This is a genomic window from Streptomyces sp. NPDC005878 (genome assembly GCF_040629815.1).
GTDB lineage: Bacteria > Actinomycetota > Actinomycetes > Streptomycetales > Streptomycetaceae > Streptomyces.
The window spans coordinates 460,178-483,353 of sequence record NZ_JBEXWK010000002.1 but is presented as its reverse complement, the minus strand read 5'-3'; the positions used below and the strand labels follow the sequence as shown (position 1 = coordinate 483,353).

19 protein-coding genes are annotated in these 23,176 nt (G+C 74.6%); 7 read left to right on the top strand and 12 right to left on the bottom strand.

What is annotated here, in order from left to right:
- Nucleotides 1-18: 18 nt before the first annotated feature.
- Entirely contained in the window at nt 19-1,161 is a 1,143-nt protein-coding gene (locus tag ABZ404_RS06130) for an acyl-CoA dehydrogenase family protein (RefSeq protein WP_358833184.1), read from the bottom strand.
- Nucleotides 1,158-2,312: a CaiB/BaiF CoA-transferase family protein gene (locus tag ABZ404_RS06125; RefSeq protein ID WP_358833183.1), complete on the bottom strand. Its 1,155-nt coding sequence runs from the start codon at nt 2,310-2,312 to the stop codon at nt 1,158-1,160. Before ABZ404_RS06125 ends, ABZ404_RS06130 begins: the two co-directional genes overlap by 4 nt.
- A gap of 305 nt (nt 2,313-2,617) precedes the next feature.
- Between ABZ404_RS06125 and ABZ404_RS06120 the strand changes: the two genes are divergently transcribed.
- Entirely contained in the window at nt 2,618-3,772 is a 1,155-nt protein-coding gene (locus tag ABZ404_RS06120) for a saccharopine dehydrogenase NADP-binding domain-containing protein (protein WP_358833188.1), read from the top strand.
- On the opposite strand, the gene ABZ404_RS06115 is transcribed toward ABZ404_RS06120, so the two are convergent.
- A complete protein-coding gene (locus tag ABZ404_RS06115; protein ID WP_358833182.1) occupies nt 3,769-4,482 on the bottom strand; it encodes an endonuclease V in 714 nt (237 codons plus the stop codon). The two genes, ABZ404_RS06120 and ABZ404_RS06115, sit on opposite strands and share 4 nt — an antisense overlap.
- A 51-nt stretch (nt 4,483-4,533) precedes the next feature.
- Here ABZ404_RS06115 and ABZ404_RS06110 point away from each other — a divergent pair, with 51 nt between their 5' ends.
- The gene (locus tag ABZ404_RS06110; RefSeq protein WP_358833181.1) at nt 4,534-4,836 is read left to right on the top strand and encodes a YciI family protein; all 303 of its coding nucleotides are present in this window, start codon (nt 4,534-4,536) and stop codon (nt 4,834-4,836) included.
- Here ABZ404_RS06110 and ABZ404_RS06105 read toward each other — a convergent pair.
- Nucleotides 4,833-5,948: an oxidoreductase gene (locus tag ABZ404_RS06105; RefSeq protein ID WP_358833180.1), complete on the bottom strand. Its 1,116-nt coding sequence runs from the start codon at nt 5,946-5,948 to the stop codon at nt 4,833-4,835. The two genes, ABZ404_RS06110 and ABZ404_RS06105, sit on opposite strands and share 4 nt — an antisense overlap.
- Before the next feature lie 245 nt (nt 5,949-6,193).
- Between ABZ404_RS06105 and ABZ404_RS06100 the strand changes: the two genes are divergently transcribed.
- The 3 genes from ABZ404_RS06100 to ABZ404_RS06090 all read left to right on the top strand — a co-directional run bounded on the left by ABZ404_RS06100 (nt 6,194) and on the right by ABZ404_RS06090 (nt 9,693).
- Nucleotides 6,194-6,610, top strand: coding sequence for an SsgA family sporulation/cell division regulator (locus tag ABZ404_RS06100; RefSeq protein WP_358833179.1), 417 nt, complete (start codon nt 6,194-6,196; stop codon nt 6,608-6,610).
- Nucleotides 6,611-6,902: 292 nt separating this feature from the next.
- The gene (locus tag ABZ404_RS06095) at nt 6,903-8,543 is read left to right on the top strand and encodes an ATP-binding cassette domain-containing protein (protein WP_358833178.1); all 1,641 of its coding nucleotides are present in this window, start codon (nt 6,903-6,905) and stop codon (nt 8,541-8,543) included.
- 175 nt (nt 8,544-8,718) lie between these two features.
- Nucleotides 8,719-9,693 (top strand): acyl-ACP desaturase, encoded by a 975-nt coding sequence (locus ABZ404_RS06090; RefSeq protein WP_358833177.1) that lies wholly within the window; start codon nt 8,719-8,721, stop codon nt 9,691-9,693.
- Nucleotides 9,694-9,767: 74 nt separating this feature from the next.
- Here the strand turns inward: ABZ404_RS06090 and ABZ404_RS06085 are convergent, their stop codons facing one another.
- Both ABZ404_RS06085 and ABZ404_RS06080 read right to left on the bottom strand, forming a co-directional pair.
- Nucleotides 9,768-11,387 carry a GMC family oxidoreductase N-terminal domain-containing protein gene (locus ABZ404_RS06085; RefSeq protein WP_358833176.1) on the bottom strand — a complete coding sequence of 540 codons (1,620 nt, stop codon included), beginning with the start codon at nt 11,385-11,387 and terminating at the stop codon, nt 9,768-9,770.
- 228 nt (nt 11,388-11,615) lie between these two features.
- Nucleotides 11,616-11,882, bottom strand: coding sequence for a WhiB family transcriptional regulator (locus ABZ404_RS06080; protein WP_358833175.1), 267 nt, complete (start codon nt 11,880-11,882; stop codon nt 11,616-11,618).
- Between the two features lie 227 nt (nt 11,883-12,109).
- Here ABZ404_RS06080 and ABZ404_RS06075 point away from each other — a divergent pair, with 227 nt between their 5' ends.
- On the top strand, nt 12,110-12,856 hold the full coding sequence (locus ABZ404_RS06075) for an IclR family transcriptional regulator (protein ID WP_358833174.1): 747 nt from the start codon (nt 12,110-12,112) through the stop codon (nt 12,854-12,856).
- Between the two features lie 150 nt (nt 12,857-13,006).
- Here ABZ404_RS06075 and ligD read toward each other — a convergent pair whose 3' ends face one another.
- Entirely contained in the window at nt 13,007-14,032 is a 1,026-nt protein-coding gene (ligD, locus tag ABZ404_RS06070; RefSeq protein ID WP_358833173.1) for a non-homologous end-joining DNA ligase, read from the bottom strand.
- Nucleotides 14,033-14,097: 65 nt separating this feature from the next.
- Here ligD and ABZ404_RS06065 point away from each other — a divergent pair, with 65 nt between their 5' ends.
- A complete protein-coding gene (locus ABZ404_RS06065) occupies nt 14,098-15,168 on the top strand; it encodes an ATP-dependent DNA ligase (protein ID WP_358833172.1) in 1,071 nt (356 codons plus the stop codon).
- 7 nt (nt 15,169-15,175) lie between these two features.
- On the opposite strand, the gene ABZ404_RS06060 is transcribed toward ABZ404_RS06065, so the two are convergent.
- Genes ABZ404_RS06060 through ABZ404_RS06040 form a run of 5 tightly spaced genes read right to left on the bottom strand, consistent with a single transcriptional unit; the run spans nt 15,176 to nt 23,158 of the window.
- Nucleotides 15,176-16,234 carry a class I SAM-dependent methyltransferase gene (locus tag ABZ404_RS06060; RefSeq protein ID WP_358833171.1) on the bottom strand — a complete coding sequence of 353 codons (1,059 nt, stop codon included), beginning with the start codon at nt 16,232-16,234 and terminating at the stop codon, nt 15,176-15,178.
- A gap of 27 nt (nt 16,235-16,261) precedes the next feature.
- Entirely contained in the window at nt 16,262-17,446 is a 1,185-nt protein-coding gene (locus tag ABZ404_RS06055) for a glycosyltransferase (protein ID WP_358833170.1), read from the bottom strand.
- A complete protein-coding gene (locus ABZ404_RS06050; protein WP_358833169.1) occupies nt 17,443-18,321 on the bottom strand; it encodes an alpha/beta hydrolase in 879 nt (292 codons plus the stop codon). The genes ABZ404_RS06055 and ABZ404_RS06050 overlap by 4 nt, the downstream gene beginning before the upstream one ends.
- Nucleotides 18,315-18,668 (bottom strand): phosphopantetheine-binding protein, encoded by a 354-nt coding sequence (locus tag ABZ404_RS06045; protein ID WP_358833168.1) that lies wholly within the window; start codon nt 18,666-18,668, stop codon nt 18,315-18,317. The genes ABZ404_RS06050 and ABZ404_RS06045 overlap by 7 nt, the downstream gene beginning before the upstream one ends.
- The gene (locus ABZ404_RS06040) at nt 18,665-23,158 is read right to left on the bottom strand and encodes a beta-ketoacyl synthase N-terminal-like domain-containing protein (protein WP_358833167.1); all 4,494 of its coding nucleotides are present in this window, start codon (nt 23,156-23,158) and stop codon (nt 18,665-18,667) included. The genes ABZ404_RS06045 and ABZ404_RS06040 overlap by 4 nt, the downstream gene beginning before the upstream one ends.
- Nucleotides 23,159-23,176 lie beyond the last annotated feature (18 nt).

Below are 23,176 nucleotides of genomic sequence, written 5' to 3'. Positions count from 1 at the left end.
GAAAAGCCTTTCAGAGGGTTAGCCGAGCAGGGAACGACCGATGATCTCCTTCATGATCTCGGTCGTCCCGCCGTAGATGGTCTGGACGCGTCCGTCCGTGAAAGCCCTGGCGACGCGGTACTCGCTCATATAGCCGTACCCGCCGTGCAGTTGCAGACATCGGTCGGCGGCGCGCTTCTGGAGCTCGGTGGCCCACCACTTGGCCATCGAGGCGTGCACGGCGTCGAGCTCCCCGTTCGAGTGATCCTCGATGCAGCGGTCGAGGAACGCGCGGGTGACGGCGCACTCGGTGGCCAGCTCAGCGATCTCGAAACGGATGTGCTGCTTGGTGGCGAGCGGGCGCCCAAAGGCCTCGCGCTCCTTCACGTACTGGGTGGTGATCTCCAGCAGGTGTTCGGCGGCGGCGATCCCGGCGACGGCGATGGCCATGCGCTCCTGCGCCAGATTGGTCATCAGATGGACGAAGGCGCCGTTGAGCTCCCCGAGGAGGTTCTCCTTGGGGACCCGCACGTCGGTGAAGAACAGCTCGGCGGTGTCCTGCGACTTCTGGCCGATCTTCGCCAGGTTGCGGCCCCGCTCGAAGCCCGCCATGCCCCGCTCCACCACGAGCAGGGACAGGCCGTGGGCGCCGCCCTCGGGGGTCGTCCTCGCCACGACGATCACCAGGTCCGCGAGGATGCCGTTGGAGATGAACGTCTTGGAGCCGTTGAGCAGCCAGTAATCGCCCCGGTCCTCGGCGCGGGTGGCGATGCCCTGGAGGTCGGATCCGGCACCGGGCTCGGTCATGGCGATCGCCGTGATCAGGGAGCCGTCGCAGAAGCCGGGCAGCCAGCGCCGCTTCTGCTCCTCGGTGGCGAGCCCGGTCAGATAGGGCCCGATGATGTCGTTGTGCAGCCCGATCGCCAGGCCCGAGGTGCCCGCGCGGGTGAACTCCTCGGCGAGGACCGCGCTGTAGCGGAAGTCGGCGGTGCCGCCGCCCCCGTACTCCTCGTCCACGGCGAGCCCGAGCAGGCCCTGGCGTCCGGCGGCCAGCCAGGCCTCGCGCGAGACGATGCCGTCCTTCTCCCACTGCTCGTAGTGCGGCAGGACCTCCTTGGCGAGGAAGGTGCGGACGGTCTCGCGGAAGGCGTCGTGCTCGGCGGTGAAGATCTGCCGTTTCAACGGTCGTTCTCCTTGGTGGGCTCGGCGTTCCCGGTCCCGGCGAGCTCCGGCACGCCCCAGTCGCGGGCGACCTCGGCGGTGTCGGCGCCGGGCCGGGCGGGCGGACGGCGGACGGCGCCGGGGGTGGCCGAGAAGCGGGGCGCGGGCGCGGGCTGGGTGAGGCCGCCGTGCTCGATGAAGGTGGCGCGGGCGGCGAGGTGAGGATGGGCGGGAGCCTCGCGCAGCGAGAGCACCGGCGCCACGCACGCGTCCGACCCGGCGAAGACGGCCGTCCACTCCTCGCGGGTACGGGTGCGGAACCGCTCGGCGATGGCGGTGCGCAGCTCCTCCCAGCGGGCGAGGTCCTTGCGGGCCGGGGCCACGGCGTCGAGCCCGAGCAGCTGGATGAACTCCTCGTAGAACTGCTGCTCCAGGGCGCCGACCGCCATGTACTGGCCGTCGGCGGTCTCGTACGTGCCGTAGAACGGGCAGCCGCCGTCGAGGAGGTTGGCGCCGCGCCGGTCCTGCCAGCCGCCGGCCGCCAGCATGCCGTGGATCATGGTGGCGAGGTGGGCGGCGCCGTCCACGATCGCGGCGTCCACGACCTGCCCCTCGCCCGTGGCGCGGACGTGCTGGAGGGCGGCGAGGACGCCGACGACGAGGTAGAGCGAGCCGCCCGCGTAGTCGCCCACCAGGTTGGCGGGGACGGTCGGCCCCTCGTCCGGCCGGCCGATCATGCCGAGGGTGCCGGTGACGGCGATGTACGCGATGTCGTGCCCGGCGCGGGCCGCGAGCGGTCCTTCCTGGCCCCAGCCGGTCATCCGTCCGTAGACCAGAGCGGGGTTGCGGGCCAGGCACTCCCCGGGCCCGACGCCGAGACGCTCGGCGACACCGGGGCGGTAGCCCTCGACGAGGATGTCGGCCTTCTCCACCAGGTCCAGGACGCGTGCGGGGCCGTCCGGCGCCTTCAGGTCGATCAGTACGGAGCGCTTGTTGCGGTTGGTCAGGTCATGCGCCGGGTCGATGGCCAGACCCGCGCCGCCCGGGCGGTCGACCCGGACCACGTCCGCGCCGAGGTCGGCCAGGAGCATGGCCGCGAACGGGCCGGGCCCGATCCCCGCCAGCTCGACCACGCGCACCCCGGTGAGCGGGCCGTTCCCCGAACCTGTCATCGAGCCCCCAGCACTGTGACACAACTGATGTAACAGCAGTGATGCTAAGAACACGTTCCACTCCGCACAAGACCCTGGCGCGAGCAAGCGCTTGGTTTTCGCCGAGCGGACTGCGGGCGGACTTCCCGCCGCCCTTGATCGCCCACGGCACCGCTTCTCACGCTAGCCTCAGCCACCGACAACGGCGCGGGAGCGCGGCCGGGGCAGAAGCGGAGGGCAGCTCCTTGGAAGACGCAGAACGTGCAGAGCGGGCGGAGCGGACGCGGCCGGAGCGGGAGTCCCGGCGGGCGGCGCGGCCGTACGACATCGTCCTCTTCGGGGCCACCGGGTTCGTGGGCACCCTCACGGCGAGGTACCTGGCCGCGCACGCGCCCGAGGGGTGCCGCTGGGCGCTGGCGGGGCGGTCCGCCGCCAAGCTGGAGGCGCTGCGCGAGGAGCTCGCCGCGATCGACCCGGCGTGCGCCGCGCTGCCCCTGATCACGGCGGACTCCGCCGACCCCGACGCGCTGCGCGCCCTCGCCGGGTCCGCGCGGGTGGTGGCCACCACGGTCGGCCCCTACGTCTGGTACGGCGAGGGCCTGGTCGCCGCGTGCGCGGAGGCGGGGACCGACTACCTCGACCTGACCGGCGAGCCGGAGTTCGTGGACACCATGTACGTACGCCATGACGCGCGGGCCCGGGAGACCGGTGCGCGGCTGGTGCACGCCTGCGGCTTCGACTCGGTGCCGTGCGATCTGGGCGTGTACTACACGGTCCAGCAACTCCCCAAGGGCGTACCGCTGCGGGTGGACGGGTTCGTACGCTCCAACGCGATGTTCTCCGGCGGTACGTTCGCCTCCGCGCTCACCGCGATGGGCCGCGGCGCGCAGCAGCTCAGGGCGGCCCGGGAGCGGCGGCTGCACGAGCCGCGCCTGGTCGGGCGCCGGGCCAGGGCGCCCCTCGGCACTCCGCACTTCAGCCGTGAGACCGGCGCCTGGGCGCTGCCGCTGCCGGTCCTGGACCCGGTGGTGGTGGCCCGCTCGGCCTCGGCGAGCGAGCGCTACGGCCCCGACTTCCGCTACCGCCACTTCGCCGCGGTGCGGCGGCTGCCGACGGCGCTCGGCGCGGTGGCCGGGGCGGGCGCGGCGCTCGGCGTCGCCCAACTGCCCGCCGCGCGGCGGTGGCTGATCAGCCGTTACGAGCCGGGCAGCGGACCCGACCAGGAGCGCCGCGACCGCAGCTGGTTCTCGCTGCGGTTCGTCGGCGAGGGCGGCGGGCGGCGGGTGTTCACCGAGGTGTCGGGCGGCGACCCGGGGTACGACGAGACGGCCAAGATCCTCGCCGAGGGGGCGCTCAGCCTCGCCTTCGACGAACTGCCGGACCTGGCCGGGCAGTTGACGACGGTCACCGCGATGGGTGACGCCCTGCTGGCCCGGATCCAGCAGGCCGGCATCCGCTTCCGGGTGGCCGACGCCCGCTAGGGCGTGTCCCGTACGGGCCGGAGCGCGGTGCGCAGTGCCTCGCGGCACAGCGCGTCCGCGCGCCGGGTCGACTCCGGCAGCCGGTAGCGCGGGGTGAGCCGGAGGGTGTGGGCGCAGGCGTTGTCCAGGCTCACCCGGTGGCCGACGGAGACGAACACCGGCTTGACGCCGTCGCGGGTGCGCAGCGCCCGGCCCACCTCCTCGCCGTCCGCGTCCACCAGCGCCGAGGCCTCCCCGCGCCGGGCGCCGGGCTCCTCGTGGGCGAAGGCGAACGGGTTCTTGGCGACGCCGATCACCGGGAGCCCGGTGAGCACACCGAGGTGGGAGGCGAGGCCGAAGCGGCGCGGGTGGGCGAGCCCGTACCCGTCGCAGACCACCAGGCCCGGACCGGTGCTCAGGGCGCCCAGCGCCGCCAGGACCGTGGGGATCTCCCGGAAGGCGAGCAGCCCCGGCACGTACGGGAAGGCGACCCGGCCGACCGCGGTGGACTCCTCGACGACCTCCAGGGTGGCCGCGTCCAGGACGACGGCCGCCGCCGCGACGACGTCCCGCTCGTCGTCGTACGCCACGTCGACCCCCGTGACCAGCCCGGTGCCGGGCGGCGGGCCGGGCTCGTCGAGCACGACGCGGCCGCGCAGTCCGTCCTGCACGGCCAGCGCCCCCGCCTCGTCGGCGGGCCAGTCCTCGGGGATCTCCGTGAGCGTCACCATGCCCTCACCCTAGGGTCTGCGGACGAAGGGGCCGGGAGTAGCCTGCCGATCATGTTCATACTGGACCTGACCTACACGGCTCCCCTGGCCCGCGTCGACGAACTGCTCGACGCCCATGTCAGCTGGCTGAACGCACAGTACGAGGCGGGTGTGTTCATCGCCTCCGGCCGCAAGGAGCCCCGCGAGGGCGGGGTCATCCTGGCCGTCGGGGACGACCGCGCGGCGATCGAGGCGCTCACGGCGACCGACCCCTTCAGCGTCAACGGCGTGTGCGCGTACCGGATCACCGAGTTCCTGGCGACCAAGGTGGCCCCGGGACTCGACGCCTACCGGCAGGAACTGCCCACCGGCTAGGGCGACACGCCCTGGCCCCGGTGTGCCCCGCGCGCCCACCGGGCCACCCGGCCCTTCTCCCCCGCCGCCCAGCAGCCGCCGTCCGGCGCGCAGTCCACGGTGTCGTACGAGCCGGTGCCGACGGTCCGCCAGGTGCGGCCCCCGTCGGTGGTCGCGTCGGTGCCGGTGGGGCCCACCGCGAGCGCGGCCGACCGGCTGTGCGGCAGCCAGGCGACGCCGGAGCGGTAGGCGGCGACCGGGGCCGCGGCCGGGGACCAGGTGCGACCGCCGTCCCGGGTGACCTCGGCGGCGCGGGGCGAGGTCTGACCGGCCCGATAGTCGCCGCCGACCGCGATCCCGTGCGTACGGTCGCGGAAGGCGAGCCCGAAGACACCGCGCGCCGCGTCACCGGCCGGGATCGCCGAATCGGTCGCCGTCCAGGTCGTCCCGCGGTCCGCGGAGTGCAGGACGCGGGCGGTCGTGGCGCCCCCGGTGGCGAGCCACACATCGCGTGGGCCTGAGCTGACCAGGCACTGGCCGCTCGCCGCGAACGAGGCCTCGCCCGGCAGCGCCCGCGGCATACCGGTGGTGGGCAGCACCTTCCAGGAGCGGCCGCCGTCGGCCGTGGACAGGACGCGGTACCTGCCGTCGACCGGGTCGGAGACGGCCAGCCCGTGGCGGTGGTCGAAGAAGGTGAGGCAGTCGTAGAAGGCGCGGGGGTCGGGATTGCGGAACGACTCCTTCCAGGTGGTTCCGCCGTCCTCGGTCCGGTAGACCCGGGACGCCTCGCCCTCCCCGATGGCGAGCACCACGGCCCTCCGCCGGTCGAAGGCCTCCACGTCCCGGAACTCCAGCCCGTCCGCGCCGGGAGGGGACACATCGCGCCAGGTGCGCCCGCCGTCGGTGGTGCGCAGCACCGTGCCCTTCGAGCCGGCCACCCACGCCGTGCTCCGGCTGACCGCCGCGAGCCCCCGGAACCGGGCGTCCGTACCGGTCGGTGCCGGCTGCCAGGCCGGTGCCGGGCGGTCCCCGTCGTGGCCGTGCGCCTGGGCCGGCGCCGTCAGCGCGCCCGCCAGCGCCGCCACGCCGAGCCCCACCGACAGCATGCGTCTCGTCTTCCCCATGAGCTTCATGGCGCTGGAAGCTAGTCGGCCCCGCGAAGGCCGTCCAGAGGGCGAAATTCGACCGTATCGCCATCAATCCGGAGCTCGTTGGACAGCGCGCGGGACCCGGCGGTGACGCACCGGTAAGTGACGCACACGTAGCGATCAGGTGACACAGCTCACCCCCGGCTCGTGTGCACGCACCCGTGTCTTCTGCCGTCTTCGTGAGCAGCAGGAAGAGAAGTACCCGGTCGTGAGGTTAGGGGAACAGGGCGTTGTCCACTGTCATCGAGCAAGCCGTCGAGGCCCGCCTGATCGCCTCCGACCCGCGGGTCCAGACCGTCCCCGCGACGCTGAGCTACGACCGCGAGGACCCGTTCGCCGTGCGGATGGTCTTCCCCGCGCCCGCCACCCTCGAAGGCGTGGAGGTCTGCTGGGCGTTCTCGCGCGAACTGCTGGAGACGGGGGTGGAGACCTCCGCGGGCATGGGCGACGTGCGGGTCCGGCCGTACGGGTTCGACCGTACGGTCGTGGAGTTCCACGCGCCGGAGGGCACCGCGATGGTGCACATCCGCACCTCGGAGCTGCGCCGCTTCCTCAAGCGCACCCAGCTGATGGTGCCCGCGGGCCACGAGCACCACTACCTCGACCTCGACGGGGACCTCACCGCGCTGCTGCGCGACGCCTGCTGACCCGGAGGCCCGCCCCGCGCGGCGCGCCGTGCCGTTAAATCGTTTGCGGCCCGCGGGCGCCCCGTCGTACGTTCTTCTCGGCCCTGTCGTCGTCGATCGGAGTAGGACGTTGCTCGTCTGAGGCACCTGAGACACCGTTTCGCGCACTCCCTTCCGTGTCGCGCGCGCGGTGTGACCTGCCTCCGAGCCGTCCTCCACGACCAGGGCCCTTCTTCTTCTCCCCCGCTGCCCTGACACCGGTGTCTCAGTTCCCGTTGCCCCCGCCCCTCTTCCGCGCAACAGGGAGACATCCATGTCTACGTACTCCGCGTCCTCGACGCACATCAGCTGCTTCGACCTCTCCTTCACCTGGCCCGACGGCACGGCCGTCCTCGACGGCCTCCAGCTCGCCGTCGGCCACGGCCGCACCGGGCTGATCGGCCTCAACGGCTCCGGGAAATCGACGCTGCTGCGGCTGCTCGCCGGCGAACTCACCCCCACCGGCGGGCGGGTCGTCGTCACGGGCGAGATCGGGTACCTGCCGCAGAACCTGACCATGGCCACCGGGATGCGGGTCGACGAGGCCCTCGGCATCGACCGGGCACGGGCGGCGCTGCACGCCATCGAGGCGGGCGACACGAGCGAGGAGCACTTCACGGCGGTCGGCGACGACTGGGACGTGGAGGAGCGGGCCCGGGCCGCGCTCGGACAGCTCGGCCTCGACGGCGTCGGCCTCGACCGGACCATCGGGGAGCTCTCCGGCGGCGAGTCGGTGCTGCTGCGCCTGGCCGCGCTGCTGCTGCGCCGCCCCGACGTCCTGCTGCTGGACGAGCCCACCAACAACCTCGACCGGCGGGCCCGGCGGCGGCTCTACGACGCGGTGGCCGCCTGGCCGGGGGTGATGGTGGTGGTCAGCCACGACCGTGAACTCCTCGACTTGGTCGACCAGATCGCGGATCTGCGCGAGGGCGAGGTCTCCTGGTACGGCGGCAACTTCTCGGCGTACGAGGAGGCGCTGGCCGTGGAGCAGGAGGCGGCCGAGCGGATGGTGCGCACGGCCGAGGCCGACGTGCAGCGCCAGAAGCGCGAACTGACCGACGCGCACGTCAAGTTGGCGAGGCGTCAGCGGTTCGGCCAGAAGAGCTATGAGAACAAGCGGGTCCCGAAGATCATCGCCAATGGCCGCCGGAGCGAGGCCCAGGTGTCGGCGGGCAAGCACCGCATCCTCCAGACCGAGCGCCTCGCCCAGGCCCGGGACCGGCTGAACGAGGCCGTGGAGGCGGTCCGGGACGACGACGAGATCCGCGTCGAACTCCCGTACACCAAGGTCCACCCGGGCCGGAGCGTGCTGACCCTGCGCGAGCTGCGCCTGCCGTACGCGGAGCGGGCGCTGGGCAGTCTGGACATCCACGGGCCGGAGCGGATCGCGCTCGTCGGCCGCAACGGGGCCGGCAAGACGACCCTGCTGCGCACCCTGGCCGGGCAGCTCGCCCCGGCGGCCGGGGAGGCGGTGGCGCACGTGCCGCTGCGGTTCCTGCCGCAGCGCCTGGACGTGCTGGACGACGAGCTCAGCGTGGTGGAGAACGTGGCGCGGTACGCGCCGGGCGCCACCGCCAACGCGGTCCGGGCGCGGCTGGCCCGCTTCCTGTTCAAGGGGGCCCGGGCGGACCGGCCGGCCGGGACGCTCTCGGGGGGCGAGCGCTTCCGGGCCTCGCTCGCCGCGCTGCTGCTCGCCGAGCCCGCGCCGCAGCTGCTGATGCTGGACGAGCCGACGAACAACCTGGACATGGCGAGCGTACGGCGGCTCACCGAGGCGCTGGCCGCCTTCGAGGGGGCGCTGATCGTGGCCGGGCACGACGTGCCGTTCCTGGAGTCGATCGGCGTCACCCGGTGGCTGCTGCTCGACGGCGAGCTGCGCGACACCACCGCCGAGGAGGTGCGCGACGGCCAGTAAGGATGTCGGACTTGTCTCTCTCCGGCCCGTCCTGAGCTGTGTGGACTACGGAGGGTAGCGGTATGGGGGGAAGGCGGGACTTGGCTCGGGGCCTACCGCGCGCTTAACCTACGGTCTCGTAACCTACGTAGGCGTAGGTACCCGTCCCCCTTCCCCGTCCCCCTGGAGCACCCTCGTGACGATCACCTCCCCCCACCTCGGCAGTTCGGACGTGTGGACCGACGCCCGGCTGCTGTACGCGTTGGAAGAGGTCGTCGAGAAAGAGCTCAACCGGCACCTGAAGGTGGCCAAGGACTGGATGCCGCACGACTACGTGCCGTGGTCGGACGCCCGCAACTTCCCCGGCCTCTTCGAGGACGGCGAGGCATGGGAGCCGCAGCAGTCCAAGGTCACCGACATCGGCCGGATCGCGCTCGTGGTGAACCTCCTCACCGAGGACAACCTGCCCAGCTACCACCACGAGATCGCCAGCCTCTTCGGCCGGGACGGCGCCTGGGGCACCTGGGTGCACCGCTGGACCGCCGAGGAGGGCCGGCACGGCATCGTGATGCGCGACTACCTGCTCGCCTCGCGCGCCGTGGACCCGGACCAGCTGGAGCGGTTCCGCATGGCGCACATGGCGGAGGGCTTCGAGTCCGACAACCGCCACTCGATGCTGCACTCGGTGGCGTACGTGGCCTTCCAGGAGCTGGCCACCCGCATCTCGCACCGCAACACCGGCCACCAGTCGGGCGACCCGGTCTGTGACCGCATGCTGGCGCGGATCGCGACCGACGAGAACCTGCACATGGTCTTCTACCGCAACCTGCTGGGCGCGGCCTTCGAACTCGCCCCCGACCTGACCATGCGGGCGGTACGCGACGTGGTCGTGGACTTCCGGATGCCCGGCCACAACATGCCCGGCTTCGAGCGGGCCGCCGCGCAGATGGCGATAGGCGAGATCTACAACCTGCGCATCCACCACGACGACGTGCTCCAGCCCGTGCTGCGCTTCCTGAAGGTCCTGGACATCGACGGGCTCGGCCCGGAGGGGCTGAAGGCGCAGGAGGAGCTCGGCCTGTACATGGGCGGTCTGGACGCGGAGGCGAGCAAGTTCGACGAGAAGCTCGCCGCGCGCAAGGCCCGGCTGGTGGCACGCGGCAAGGCCTGACGGCCCCGCGCGCCCCGGCGCACGCACGGCTCCGGCGCTTCCTCACGTACCTCCCCGAGAGCTGCCGCGCGCCCTCACGTGCTCCGTGACGGCCGGCGCGCGTCCTGGCGGATCAGCTCCGCCGCCTTCTCGGCGAGGGCGACGGTCGGGGCGTGCGTGTGGCCGCGGGTGATCCTCGGCATGACGGAGGCGTCGACCACCCGCAGCCCCTCCGTGCCGCGCACCCGCAGGCGGGGGTCGGTGACCGAGCCCGCGTCGGCGCCCATCCGGCAGGTGCCGACCGGGTGGTACAGCGACTCGGCCGAGGCGCGCACCGCCGCGGCCAGCTTCTCGTCGTCGACCACCCCGGGGTAGGGCGCCAGCGGCCCCGAGGTGTGCTCGGCCAGCGCCGGGGTGGCCAGCAGCTGCTCCGCCCGGCGCACCCCCACCAGCAGCCGGCGCAGGTCGTCCTCGGCGCTCAGATAGCCGGGGTCGATCCGCGGCGGGGCGGCGGCGGACGGCCCGGCCAGCTCGACGCGGCCCTCGCCGTCGGGCTGGAGCAGGACCACCCCGACGGTCAGGCCGTGCTCGGTGGGCGGGGTGAGCCCGTGGCCGACGAACGGCACCGGGGCGAAGACCAGCTCGATGTCGGGCGCCACCAGGTCCGGCCGGGTGCGCACGAACGCGACCGCCTCCGCCAGGTTGGAGGTCAGCGGGCCCCGGCCGCGCAGCAGGAAGCGGCCGAGGTTGGGGAGCGTGTCCGCGCCGGTGAGCGTGACGGGCCGGGGGCAGCGCACGGTCACGGCGTACGCGAGATGGTCCTGGAGATGCCGGCCGACGTCCCGGGAGGCCACCCTGACCTCGACCCCCGCCCGCCGCAGGTGCTCCGGGTCGCCGATGCCCGAGAGCATCAGCAGCTGCGGCGAGCCGATGGCGCCCGCGCTGAGGATCACCTCGCGGCGGGCGGTGAGGGTGCCCGGGGCGCCCTGGGTCCTGACCCCGGTGACCCGGCGGCCCTCGAACTCCAGCCCGTGCACCCGGGTGCGGGTGAGCACGTCCAGGTTGGGGCGGTGCGCGGCGGGCCGGAGGTAGCCGTCGGCGGCGCTCCACCGGCGCCCGTCGCGCTGGTTGACGGGGGTCGTCGCGTATCCGGAGTGGTCGGGGCCGTTGAGTTCCCTCAGCCCCGTCAGGCCGCGGTCGTGGCAGGCGGCGAGGAAGGCGAGGGTGAGGGGGCTGGGGTCGCGCAGGGGCGAGATCCACAGCGGCCCGCGGGTGCCGTACACCGAGTCCTGGGGCGCCGGGCCCGTCCAGCGCTCGGCCCGGCGGAAGTACCGCACGAACGCGTCGTACGCCCACGCGGGCCCGGCCGCCTCGCCCCAGGCGTCGTAGTCGGCGCGGTGGCCGCGGACCCACATCATGGCGTTGATGGACGAGGAGCCGCCGAGGGTGTGGCCGCGCGGCCAGTAGAGCGCGCGTCCGTCCAGCGCCTCCTGGCCGACGGTGGTGAAGTCCCAGTCGTAGGCGGTCTTGAAGAGTCGGGGGAAGGCGGCCGGGACACGGATGCCGGGGTTGCGGTCGCGCGGTCCGGACTCGACGAGCGCGACCCGGACACCGGGGTCCTCGGAGAGCCGTGCCGCGAGCACACAGCCCGCCGACCCCGCTCCCACCACGATGTAGTCGTACGCGCGCTCCGCCGTGCCCGCTCTCCGCACCACGCCCCCCCATGCCGTGCCCCCGGCTCCCCGACCCGCCCAGCATGACCGGACGGGACCGGACGTGCCAGGGTTTGTGGGGCAGGCTGCACCGGAACCGACCGGATCCGGTGGGCGGCGCCGGGGTGGAAAGGGGGGGTGCGGACGCGCGGCCCGCCCCCGAACGGGCACGCGCGTCCGCCGGAGGAACCCGGCCGTTCCTGAGCCGGCCGGGTTCGTGGCTCGACCCCCTCAGGCCCGGCCGCGCCGCAGCCCGCGGCTGCGCTGGAGCTGGAGTCTCTCCTGCTCGGAGAGGCCGCCCCAGACGCCGAACCGCTCGTCGTTCGCCAGCGCGTACTCCAGGCAGGCCTGGCGTCCCTCGCAGCCGCCGCAGAGCTGCTTGGCCTCCCGCGTCGAGCTGCCGGGGGCCGGGAAGAAGAACTCGGGCCCCGCCTGGGCGCACAACGCGGTCTCCTGCCAGGCGAACTCCGGCCCGGCGACGGTGGTGTTGATCGACATGCCATCCATGCTGGCGGGGCCGGATCAACGTCCGGTCAATGATCGTTGAACGCCCTCCCCCGCCCGCGTCAAGCGATCTTGCCCCGGCGCCCGGTCTTTGGCCGATTACGGCCTGCCGACCACGGCACGTGAGCGGTTCCGGCCGCCTTCCCCGTTGCCCTGAGCGACCAGAACACCCGGCCGTAGTGTGGAGCCCTTCGTCGATCACGACCCGTCAGGGAGCCGATATGACCGAGGCCACCACGGTGCGTACCCCGACCGGCGCGCAGGCCGTGCAGCGCGCCCTGGAGGTGCTGCACTCCTTCCACGACAACGGCCCCGACCTCAGCGCGTCCGATCTCTCCCGGCGCCTGGGGTTACCCGTCTCCACCGCCCACCGGCTGGCCCGCACGCTCGTCGGGGCGGGCTTCCTGGAGCAGGACGTCCGCACCGCGCGCTACCGGCTCGGCCCCGCCATGACCGAGCTCGGCCGCCTCTCCTACCACCAGCGCGGACTCCATCTGGCCGCCCCCGAGCTCGCCGACCTGGCCGCGCGGACCGGCGCCGTCGCCGACCTCGCGCTGCGCAGCGGCCCGCACGCGGTGATCGTCGCGGGCGGCCCGGTGCCCCCGATGGCGGGGCTGCGCCGCCCGCTGCGGTCGACCGCGCCGGGCCGGGTGCTGCTCGCCTGGCCGGGCCCGGACGAACACCCGGCGCCGGGCGAGGAGTTGGCGGACGTCCGGGCCGACGGCTTCGCGCGCGAGGAGAGCGAGACGGTCCCGGGCGCGTACGGCGCCGCGTACGGGACGCGCACCCTGGCCGTGCCGGTCCTCGACCGGGCCGGCCACGCCCGCTTCGCCCTGTCCCTGCGGGCCGCGCCCTCGGTGATGACGGACGAGCGCGCCGCCTGGTTCCTGGCACAGGCGCGCGCGTGCGCCCAGGCGCTGGAGATACTCCTGCTGCCCCCGGCCGAGCGCCGGCCGCCCACGGCGTAGCGCGGCGAGGCGATACGAGCCGGGCGGGGCCGAGCCGGGACCGGGATCGGGACCGGGACCGGGACCGGGACCGGGGCCGAGCCGGGACCGGGACCGGGACCGGCCGGTGCGCGGGGCCTCGCGGGGCGGGCGAAACCCTCGCCCCGCGCCCTAGGCGTCCTTCTTCCTGGCCCGGCTCGGCTGCACCCGCAGGGGCTCCCCCGGCATCTTGGGATAGTCCGGCGGATACGGCAGGTCGCCCAGCCGGTGGTCGTGCTCGTCGCGGGCGGCGAGTTCGAGGAGCGGCTCCAGGCCGAAGGCGTGGTTTTCCATGTCCGCGTGGACGTCCCCCACTTCGGCGTACCGCGCGGGCATGGTCCGCAGGTCGAAGTCCTCGGGGCGGACGGCGTCCAGCTCCTCCCAGCGCAGCGGCGCGGAGACCGGGGCGTGCGGTTTGGGGCGGACCGAGTAGGCGGAGGCGATGGTGCGGTCGCGGGCCGTCTGGTTGTAGTCGACGAAGATCCGCTCGCCGCGCTCCTCCTTCCACCACGCGGTGGTGACCTTGCCCGCCATGCGCCGCTCCAGCTCCCGCCCGACGGCGATGGCGCAGCGGCGCACCTCGGTGAAGGTCCAGCGCGGCTCGATGGGGACGAAGACGTGGATGCCCCGGCCGCCGGAGGTCTTGGGCCAGCCCCTGATGCCCGACTCCTCCAGCAGGGCGCGCAGTTCGTGGGCGACCGGGACGGCGTCGTCGAAGCCGGTGCCGGGCTGGGGGTCGAGGTCGATGCGGAGTTCGTCCGGGTGGTCGGTGGCCTCGCGCCGCACCGGCCACGGGTGGAAGGTGAGGCAGCCCAGATTGGCGGCCCACAGCACGGCGCCGGCCTCGGTCGGGCAGATCTCGTCGGCGTGGCGGCCGCTGGGGAAGGAGATCCGGGCGGTCGGGATCCACTCGGGCAAATTCTTGGGGGCCCGCTTCTGGAAGAAGGACTCGCCGTCCACGCCGTCCGGGTAGCGCTCCAGGGTGGTGGGGCGGTCGCGCAGGGCGCGGGTGATCCCGTCGGCGACGGCCAGGTAGTACGTGGCCACGTCCAGCTTGGTGTAGCCGCGCTCCGGGAAGTACACCTTGTTCGGGTTGGACAGCCTAACGGCCCGTCCGGCCACGTCCAGCTCCACGGCCTCGCCCTTGCTCGTGCCCATGCAGGCCACGGTAGGCGCGTGCCGTAAATGGCGCATATCGGACTGATCCGGCGAGAATCTACGGTATGGATCTGCCGGTGATGCCACCTGTGAAGCCGATGCTCGCCAAGTCGGTGGCCAGGATTCCGCCCGGGATGCAGTACGAGGCGAAGTGGGACGGCTTCCGCGCGATCGTGCACCGCGACCGCGACGAGATCGTCATCGGCAGCCGCAACGGCAAGCCGCTCACCCGCTACTTCCCCGAGCTCGCCCGGGCCCTGAAGGAGCGGCTGCCCGAGCGCTGTGTGGTGGACGGCGAGATCGTCATCGTCCACGGGGGCCGCCTCGACTTCGACCGGCTCACCGAGCGCATCCACCCGGCCGACTCCCGGGTGACCCTGCTGGCGGAGCGCACCCCCGCCAGCTTCATCGCCTTCGACCTGCTGGCGCTGGGGGACGCGTCGCTGCTCGACACCCCGCTGAGCGAGCGCCGGACGGCTCTGACCGGGGCCCTGGAGGGCGTCGCCCCGCCGGTGCACCTGGCGCCCGCCACCACCGACATCGAGCAGGCCCGGGAGTGGTTCGAGCGGTACGAGGGCGCCGGGCTCGACGGGGTGGTGGCCAAGCCGCTGGACCTGCGCTACCGCCAGGACGCCCGGCTGATGTACAAGATCAAGCACGAGCGTACGGCCGACGTGGTGGTGGCGGGCTACCGCTTCCACAAGAGCGGACCCGTCCTCGGCTCCCTGCTGCTGGGCCTGTACGACGGCTCGGGCGCCCTCCAGCACGTCGGGGTCTGCGCGGCCTTCCCGATGAAGCGCCGGGCCGAGCTGATCGAGGAGCTGGCGCCGCTGCTGATGGACGACCCGGTGGGCGGCGGGCACCCGTGGGCCGCGTGGCTGGACGAGGCCGCCCACGCGGGCGCGCGGCTGCCGGGCGCGCAGAGCCGCTGGACGGGCAAGAAGGACCTGTCGTGGGTGGCGCTGCGGCCGGAGCGGGTGTGCGAGGTGGCCTACGACCACATGGAGGGCGACCGCTTCCGGCACACCGCCCAGTTCCGCCGCTGGCGCCCGGACCGGTCCCCCGACAGCTGTACGTACACCCAGCTGGAGGAACCGGTCTCCTACGACCTGGCGCAGGTGCTCTCCGGCGGCTGAACGGCGCTCACCCGTCCCGGCGGGCGATGACCCGGTACGCGTTGGAGAACCGGGTCCGCCGCAGCAGCGGGTTGAGCAGCTGGTCCAGGGCGAACACCGCGACCAGCACCGGCACGGCCGCCCACACCAGCGTGAACCGCGCGGCCCGCGCGGCGGGGCCCGGCCTGCGGGGCCGCCAGGGGGCGTCGTCGCGCGGCAGCAGCCGGTCGAACAGGAACCAGGCGGCGCACACCAGGTCGGCGGGGATGTGCGCGTCGCGCCGCTCGGCCACCTCGACGGTGAAGCCCAGCTCGCGCAGCCGCCGGCACAGGTTGCCCATCGGGACCATGTTGAGGTGCTGGGGCTGGAACCAGGGCAGCCAGCGCCGGCCGAGCAGCCGCCCCGACCACGACCGGGGGTCGGGGACCTCGATCAGCAGCCGGCCGCCGGGGGCCAGCGCCGTGTGCGCGGCGGCGAGTTCGCGGTGCGGGTCGGGGGTGTGCTCCAGGTAGTGGAACATGCTGACCGCGTCGTAACGGCCCGCCATCTCGTCGGCGAGCTCCACGAACAGGCCCCGGTAGGCCACCTCGACCCGGCCCTCCTTGGCGGCGGCTTCGACGCCCTCGCCCATGTCGAGGCCGTCGAACGCGGTATCGGGCAGCACCTCCTTGGCGGCGGCGCAGAAGTGGCCGAGCGAGGTGCCGACGTCCAGCCACCGGCGCGGCGCGGCGACCCGGCGCAGCGCGCGGGCGCTGCGCCGGAAGCGCTTCCTGCTGCCGTTGCCCTCGAACATCTTGGCGGTGGTCTCCGCGCCGAGGCCGTCGTAGAAGTCCCGGTAGTAGAAGTCCAGGCCCTCCTGGCTCAGCCGCGGGTTCTGGAAGACGTGCCCGCAGCCCCGGCACTCGTCCAGGACGAAGTGGCCGGGCTTGCCCTGGATGAGGTCCGTGGTGCGGAACTTGCGGCGCAGGTCGCGGCCCAGGCACCACGGGCAGTCGGTGCGCGGCGGGAGGAAGAAGCGGGCCGTGCCACGGGCCAGCTCCTCCTGGTACGACGGGCGGAGACCGGCGATCCGTTCGCTGTCGGGCATGTGCGTCCCTCTCTACGGGGGTGGGGGCTACCGGGGCTGTTCGGCGGCGGCGAGCTTCTCCAGGTGGGTGGCGGCGGCCGACTCGCCGCCGGCGGCGCGGAAGGCGTCCCGGATCCGCCGGGCCGCCTCCCGGTGGCCCGGCCCGGTCACCACCGCGTCCAGGGCCGCGCCGATCTGCTCGCGCCCGGCCCGCGCGAACTTCACCCGCACCCCGGCCCCGGCGCCCACCACCTGGGCCGCCACGACCGGCTGGTCGTCCCGGATCGGGGCGACCACCAGCGGCACCCCGTGCCACAGCGCCTCGGTGACGGTGTTGTGGCCCGCGTGGCAGACCACCGCCGACATCCGCTCCAGCAGCGCGACCTGCGGCAGCTCGGCGGCGACCAGGACGCCGGGTCCCGGCGGCACCGCTCCGAGCAGTCCGCCCGGGTCGCAGACCACCGCCCGCAGCCGTCCGGCGCGGGCGCGCACCGCCGCGACGCTCTCGGCGAGGAAGCGTCCGCCCGCGTCGGTGTTGGCCGTGCCCAGGGTGATCAGCACGGCCGGTGTCCCGGGTGCCAGGTCCAGCCACTGCCGGGGGAGACCGCCGGTGGCCGAGCGCCGGGCGGCCAGCGCCGGGCCCACGAAGCGCAGATCGGTGTCGGGGGTGGTGTACGGGCCGGTCAGCTCGGGGGTGGTGAAGGCGAGGGTGAGCAGCGGGGAGAAGCGCGGGTCGTGGCCGGCGGCCGGGTCGCCGATGCGTTGGCGCAGCTCGTGCAGGAGCCCGGTGAGCCAGCTGTGCACGCCGGGCATCCCGGCCATGCTGTCGGTGAGTTCGGCCGAGGTGGTCGAGGAGGTCGCGAACGGCACCCCGAGCCGTTCGGCGACCAGGGCGCCCGCCACGGTCTGCTGGTCGGCGACGACCACGTCCGGCCGGAAGGCGGTGATCGCCGCCGCCACCCCGGGCGCCATCGCCTCGGCGAGGGGGCCGAGGAACCGTGCCCAGAGGAACTTCAGGGCCGCGACCCCGCGCAGCTCCGGCGGCCGTCCGCCGATGCCGTCGGGGCCCGCGCACGCGTACACCACCGGCCGGTCCGGCACGAGCCGCTCCACGACTTCCGGGCGGCCCGCCCAGGCCACCTCGTGGCCGCGGGCGCCGAGTTCCGCGGCGACGGCGGCGGCCGGGTTGACGTGGCCCGTCAGCGGCGGCACCACGAACAGGAATCGGCTCACCGGACCGGCCCCGGTTCGCCCGGTGCCGAGGCCGCGGCGGTGGGCCCGGGCAGGGCGGCCGGGTGGTCGCGGATCCAGCTCAGGGCGAGTTCGCCGACCGCGTCGGACGCCTCGACCAGGACCGAGTGCTTCTGCCCGGGCACCACCGCGACCCGGCACCGCGGCAGCAGCGACCGCAGCCGCGCGGCCTCGGCGGCCACCAGTCCCTCCTGGCCGTTGATGAGCAGGACCGGGCAGCGCACCCGGCCCAGTTGCCCGTCGGTGAGGACCCGGCCGCCGGGGATGTCCTCGGCGATGGTGGTGGAGCGCACCAGGCGCCCGGCGGCCTGGCCGAGCCGGCGGATGTGGGCGTCGTGGCGGGCGTCGCCGGTCCGGGTCGAGGAGAGCGTGCCGTACTGCTCGGTGAACCACAGCAGCGCGTCGTCCTCCGGCATGCCCACGGCGTGCCGCAGGGCCGCCGCCATGGTGTCCGACCAGGTGCGGCTGGCGGGCCCGGACTCGATCACGGTGACGGTGGCGACGCGTTCGGGCCGGTGCACGACGTAGTCGAGCGCGACCGTGCCGCCGAAGGAGTTGCCGACGAGGTGGACGGGGTGATCGATGTCCAGCTCGTCGAGCAGCGCGTCGAGGTCGGCGGTGAAGTGCTCCAGGGTGTAGCCGGTGGGCGGGCGTTCGCTGCGGCCGTGCCCGCGCAGGTCGTACATGACGGCCTCGTACCCGGCGGCGGCGAAGACCGGGCCGAGGGTGAAGTAGTAGCTGGCGAGGCTGTCGATGAAGGCGCCGTGGATGAACACGGCCGTCCCCCGCGGCGGGCGGTCCCTGGGGGCGAGCCGCTGGACGTGCAGCCCGAGCCCGTTGGCGCGGATCATCACCATCGCGCGGTCCCCGGTCCGGGGGCCTCGCCGAGGCACCGCACCACATGGGCGACGAGCCGGCCGACGGTGAGCGCGATGATCTCGTCGATCTCCAGACCGGCGACGAACTCGGCGAAGTTGACCCGTTCCCCGTACCGCTCCTCCAGGTGTCCGGAGAGCATGACGAGGTCGATGCTCTCCAGCTCCAGGTCGTCCCCGAAGAGGGTGTCGGGGCGGATGTCGGCGGGGTCGGGGGCGTAGTCCCCGAGCACCGTCACGATCGCCTGGGCGATCTCGGCCAGGACGGTCTCCTCGTCGGGGGGCGGGGCGAGCGGGGCGGGGGCGGGCGGCCGTTCGCTGGTGGTCACGGGGCACTCTCCTCGGTGGGCGGCGCGGACGTGGTCCAGGCCACGACATGGGTGTCGGTGACGAGGGCGCAGGGGACGTGGTGGCGGCGGCCGTCGACGGTGACGGTGAGGGCGTCGGGGGCCGCGCCGGTCACCTCGAAGGCGTGCGGCCGGCCGCCGAGCCCGGTGGCCGCCGCCTTGGCGACGGCCTCCTTGGCCGCCCAGAAGCGCGTGAACCACCGCGCCCGGGACTCCCCTGTCGCGGCCACGAGCCGCTCCAGGAGGGCGCGTTCGCGGGGGCCGAGGGCGACGCGGTGGGTCTCGGGGGTGCGGTCGGCGATCTCCTCGACGTCGATGCCGACGCCGTACGGATACGGGCCGGGCCCCGGCGGGCGTACCAGCGCGACCGCCAGATCGCCCCGGTGGGCCAGGGACAGCTCCAGCGGCGGGAGGGTACGGCCGTGCCGTCCCACCGCGCGCGGCCGTCCCGACGCCTCGTTCACGATCTCGATCTCGGCCGGGAACACCGCGCCCTCGCCGTGCTCCCACAGCCACCGCCGTACCGCGTCCTTGGCGGCGATCCGGCCGAGCAGCCACTGCCGCCGGCCGCGCGGCGGCTTCGTGGCGTACGCCTCGCGCTCGGCCCGCCCCAGCTGCGTCCGCATGAGCAGGTCGCGGGAGGCCGGGTCCGGCCACTGGTCCCGCAGCAGGCACCAGCCGCCGGGCCGGGCCTCGGCGAGGGCCAGGTGCTCGGGGTAGCCGCCGGACCTGCGCGCGTCGAGCCCGGAGAAGCGGCGGTCGCGCCAGCCGGTGAGCTCCGCCCACACCGTCCCGTCGGGCAGGGTCAGCCGGGCGTCGGCGAGGAGGGTGTCCTCGGTGAGCGAGGTGATGACCGCGTGGCAGCGGACGGGCGTGCCGACGGGCGGGTGCGGCCCGAAGAACCGCGCCCGCTCCAGGGCCACGGGGAAGACCACGGTCCGGGAGGCGCGGGTCGCCATCAGCCAGTAGCCGAGGAGCTGGCCCACGTTGTCCAGGAGCGCTCCCGGCGCGGGCGGCGTGGTGATCGTGCCCCGGACGTGGCCGGGCCCGATCCCCGTCAGCGCGGTGACACCCTGGAAGGCGGGCCCGTGGAACATCCACCGGTCCCGGTACAGCTCGGCCGCCGCGTGGTCCGGCGGGCGCTCGCCGGCGGTGTCCAGCGGCGGGGCGGGCGCCGGGGCGGGGTGGCCGGGGGCGAGCTCGACGGTCGCGCGGGCGTACGGGCCGAAGGCGACGGCCCACCGGCCGGGGCCCTGTGGCCGGGCGGTGACGGTCACGTCCACGGCCGGGATGGCGTTGACCCACTTCTCCAGCCGGACGTCGTGCACGGCGACGGCCCGCCGCCCGGGCGCGGCCCGCTCGGCGGCGGCCATCACGTGGTGCAGGACGGTGGTGGCGGGGACGACCGGATGCCGGTCCGCCGGTTCGGGCCAGCCCGGGCGCTGCGGGAAGAAGCAGTGGTCGAGGAGGTAGGGCATGGTCTCGGTGGAGACGCGGATCCGGGTGCGGTGCTCGGGGGGCGGGGCGGTGGCGCCGCTCGCGGACTGCACGTCCGGGCGGAGGCCGCCGGGGCCCGGAGCGCCGGTCGCCCGGGGTGGGCCCGCCGCCTCCAGGACGGCCGCGACGCTGTCCGCGGTCTCCCGCAGCAGCGCGTCCAGCTCGGCGGCGACGGGGTGGCTCCGGGCCACGGCCTCCCCCAGCCCGCCTGCGGCACGCGGGACTTCGGCTTCCTCGCCACGAGGGCGCAGTTCGTCCCGTAACGCGTGCAGGCGGTGCGGGTCGAGCGGGACCAGCGCGGCGGTGAGGTCGAGGGGGATGGGGGCGGACCGCGGCCTGTCCGGCCGGGCGGCGGGGCGCGCCGCGCCACCCGGCCGGCGGGGCTTCAGCGCGTACCCCTCCGCCCACAGCCCCGTCTCCACCCGCAGCAGTTGCGCCAGTCCGCCGCGCCGGGGCGAGTTGGCGGAGAGGGCTAGGTGGTCGCGGGTCTTGAGGGTGTCGTCGATCAGGGAGGTGAGCCGTCCGGTGCCGGCCTGGACGAAGGCGCGGAAGCCCGCCGCGTACAGCGCCTCGACGAGCGGCCGGAACCGCACCGGCTCCAGGAGGTGGCGGACGAACAGCGCGCGGACCTCGTCGGGACCGGCCGGGAAGGGGGCCGCCGTGGTCCCGGACCAGACCGGGACCCGCTGCGGCAGGATCTCCGCCGCGTCCACACCCCGCCGCAGCGGACCGAGGTACGGGGCGAGCATGGGGGTGTGGAAGCCGGAGCGGAAGGGGAGCACCTGGCAGATCACGCGCTCGGCCCGGAGCTTCGCGGCGAACTCCTCCACGGGCCGCTCGGGTCCGCACACCATCGACTGGCCGGGCGAGTTGTCGTGCGAGAGGACCAGACCGGGCCAGTCGGCGAGCGCGCGGTCCACCACGGCCGCCGGTGCGCCGACCGCCGCGAACGCCAGGCCCGGCACCTTCAGCGAGTCGGGGTCGAAGGAGGCGAAGAAGTCGTCGGCCCTGTCGGCGGCGAACATCCCGCCCGCGATCATCGCGGTCCACTCCCCCACGCTGTGCCCGGCCACCCCGTCGGGCTGGACGCCCAGCGCCCGCAGGGCCTCGTCGAGAACCCGGCCGACGCGCAGCACTCCGAGGCCGTGCCGGGCGACGTCGGTCGCCCCGGAGTACGTACGGCCGGGCAGCCGCAGCCCGTAGTGCTCGGCCACCTCGTCCACCCGGGGCGCGAACTCGGCCTCCAGACCGGGGAAGACGAACGCCACCTTGCCGCCGCCCGACTCGCCGAGCAGCGGGCGCGGCGCGAACCACACATCGCCGCGACCGCGCCAGGGGCGGCCCTGGGCCACCGCGCGGCGGGCGAGGGCCAGCCGTTTCGCGGTCGGGTCGACGATGCCGAGGCGGGTGGCCGCGGGTGTGTCCGGTTCGTACGGGGAGGGCGCGCCCCGCTCCCGTACCGTCGTGTCGTCCGCGTCCAGGAGCCGCGCCAGGTCCTGCGGGGTGGCGGCGGTCAGGCGCAGCACCCGTTCCGGTTCGTGTACGGCCGCGCGGCGGGGGGCGGACACGGCGTCCGGCGCCTGTTCCAGGATCACGTGGGCGTTGATCCCGCCGAACCCGAAGGCGTTGACGGCGGCCCGGCGCAGCGGTCCCTCCCAGGGGCGGGCGGTGGGCGCGGGACGGAACCGGGTGCGGGCGAGGGCGGGGTGCGGGTCCTCGCAGTGCAGGGTCGGCAGCAGGGTCGCGTGGTGCACGGCCAGGGCCGCCTTCACCAGCCCGGCGACGCCCGCCGCGGGCATGCAGTGGCCGATCATCGACTTCACCGAGCCGATGACGGGGGCGTCGGCCGCACTGTCCGCACCCGGACCGAACACCTCGGCCAGGGTGGCGAGTTCCGCCGCGTCGCCCGCCGGGGTGCCGGTGCCGTGGGCCTCCAGGAGGCCGAGGGAGGCAGGATCGCGGGGGTCGAGGCCGGCCGCCCGCCAGGCCTGGCGGACCGCGCGGGCCTGACCGCCCGGGTCGGGGTTCATCAGCCCGGCGGCGCGGCCGTCACCCGCCACCCCGGTGCCCCGGATCACGGCGTACACGCGGTCACCGTCGCGTTCGGCGTCCGCGAGGCGCTTGAGGGCGACCACGCCCGTGCCCTCGCCGATGAGGATGCCGTCGGCCGCCGCGTGGAAGGGGCGGCTGCGCTCGCTCGGCGAGAGGGCGCGCAACTGCGCGAAGACGCTCCACAGCGTGATGTCGTGGCAGTGGTGGACCCCGCCCGCCAGCATCAGGTCGCAGCGCCCCGAGGCCAGTTCGCCCACGGCCTGGTCGACCGCGATGAGCGAGGACGCGCAGGCGGCGTCCACCGTGTAGGCCGGGCCCCGCAGGTCGAGACGGTTGGCGATCCGCGAGGCCGCCAGGTTGGGGACGAGTCCGATCGCGGACTCCGGCTGCTCGGGCCCCAGCGTCTCGGTGAAGGCGGCCCGCACCCGCTCGAGCTGACCGGGGCCGAGGTGGGGCAGGAGCTCCCCCAGGGTGCGGGTCAACTGGTGGGCGGTGCGCACCCGTTGGTCGAGGCGGACCAGGCCCGGGCCCAGGTAGCCGCCGCGGCCGAGGACCACGCCGACCCGGGCGCGGTCGGGCAGCCGTTCCTCGCCGCCCGCGTCGGCGAGCGCGCGGGCCGCGACCGAGAGCGCGATGAGCTGGTCGGGCTCGGTGCCCGCGACCGAGCTCGGCATGAGACCGAAGCGGGCCGCGTCGATCGCGGCGAGGCCGTCCACGAAGCCGCCGCGCCGGCAGTAGATCCGGTCCGCGGCCCCGCCCGGGTCGCCGGGCCGGTAGTACACCGGGTCCCAGCGCCCCTCGGGCACCTCCCGTACGGCGTCGACCCCGTCGACGAGGTTGCGCCAGTACGCGTCCAGGTCCTCGGCTCCGGGCAGCAGGACGGCCATCCCGACGATCGCCACCGGGACTTGACGCTCCCTCACATCGTTCGCGCCTGACGT

What these genes read in the sequence shown, in the direction of transcription:
- ABZ404_RS06095 (WP_358833178.1), top strand. Translation starts at nt 6,903, where the DNA reads ATGTCTACGTACTCCGCGTCCTCGACGCACATCAGCTGCTTCGACCTC.
- ABZ404_RS06115 (WP_358833182.1), bottom strand. Translation starts at nt 4,482, where the DNA reads ATGGTGACGCTCACGGAGATCCCCGAGGACTGGCCCGCCGACGAGGCG.
- ABZ404_RS06050 (WP_358833169.1), bottom strand. Translation starts at nt 18,321, where the DNA reads ATGGTGATGATCCGCGCCAACGGGCTCGGGCTGCACGTCCAGCGGCTC.
- ABZ404_RS06125 (WP_358833183.1), bottom strand. Translation starts at nt 2,312, where the DNA reads ATGACAGGTTCGGGGAACGGCCCGCTCACCGGGGTGCGCGTGGTCGAG.
- ligD (WP_358833173.1), bottom strand. Translation starts at nt 14,032, where the DNA reads ATGGGCACGAGCAAGGGCGAGGCCGTGGAGCTGGACGTGGCCGGACGG.
- ABZ404_RS06065 (WP_358833172.1), top strand. Translation starts at nt 14,098, where the DNA reads ATGGATCTGCCGGTGATGCCACCTGTGAAGCCGATGCTCGCCAAGTCG.
- ABZ404_RS06080 (WP_358833175.1), bottom strand. Translation starts at nt 11,882, where the DNA reads ATGTCGATCAACACCACCGTCGCCGGGCCGGAGTTCGCCTGGCAGGAG.
- ABZ404_RS06060 (WP_358833171.1), bottom strand. Translation starts at nt 16,234, where the DNA reads ATGCCCGACAGCGAACGGATCGCCGGTCTCCGCCCGTCGTACCAGGAG.
- ABZ404_RS06110 (WP_358833181.1), top strand. Translation starts at nt 4,534, where the DNA reads ATGTTCATACTGGACCTGACCTACACGGCTCCCCTGGCCCGCGTCGAC.
- ABZ404_RS06105 (WP_358833180.1), bottom strand. Translation starts at nt 5,948, where the DNA reads ATGAAGCTCATGGGGAAGACGAGACGCATGCTGTCGGTGGGGCTCGGC.
- ABZ404_RS06075 (WP_358833174.1), top strand. Translation starts at nt 12,110, where the DNA reads ATGACCGAGGCCACCACGGTGCGTACCCCGACCGGCGCGCAGGCCGTG.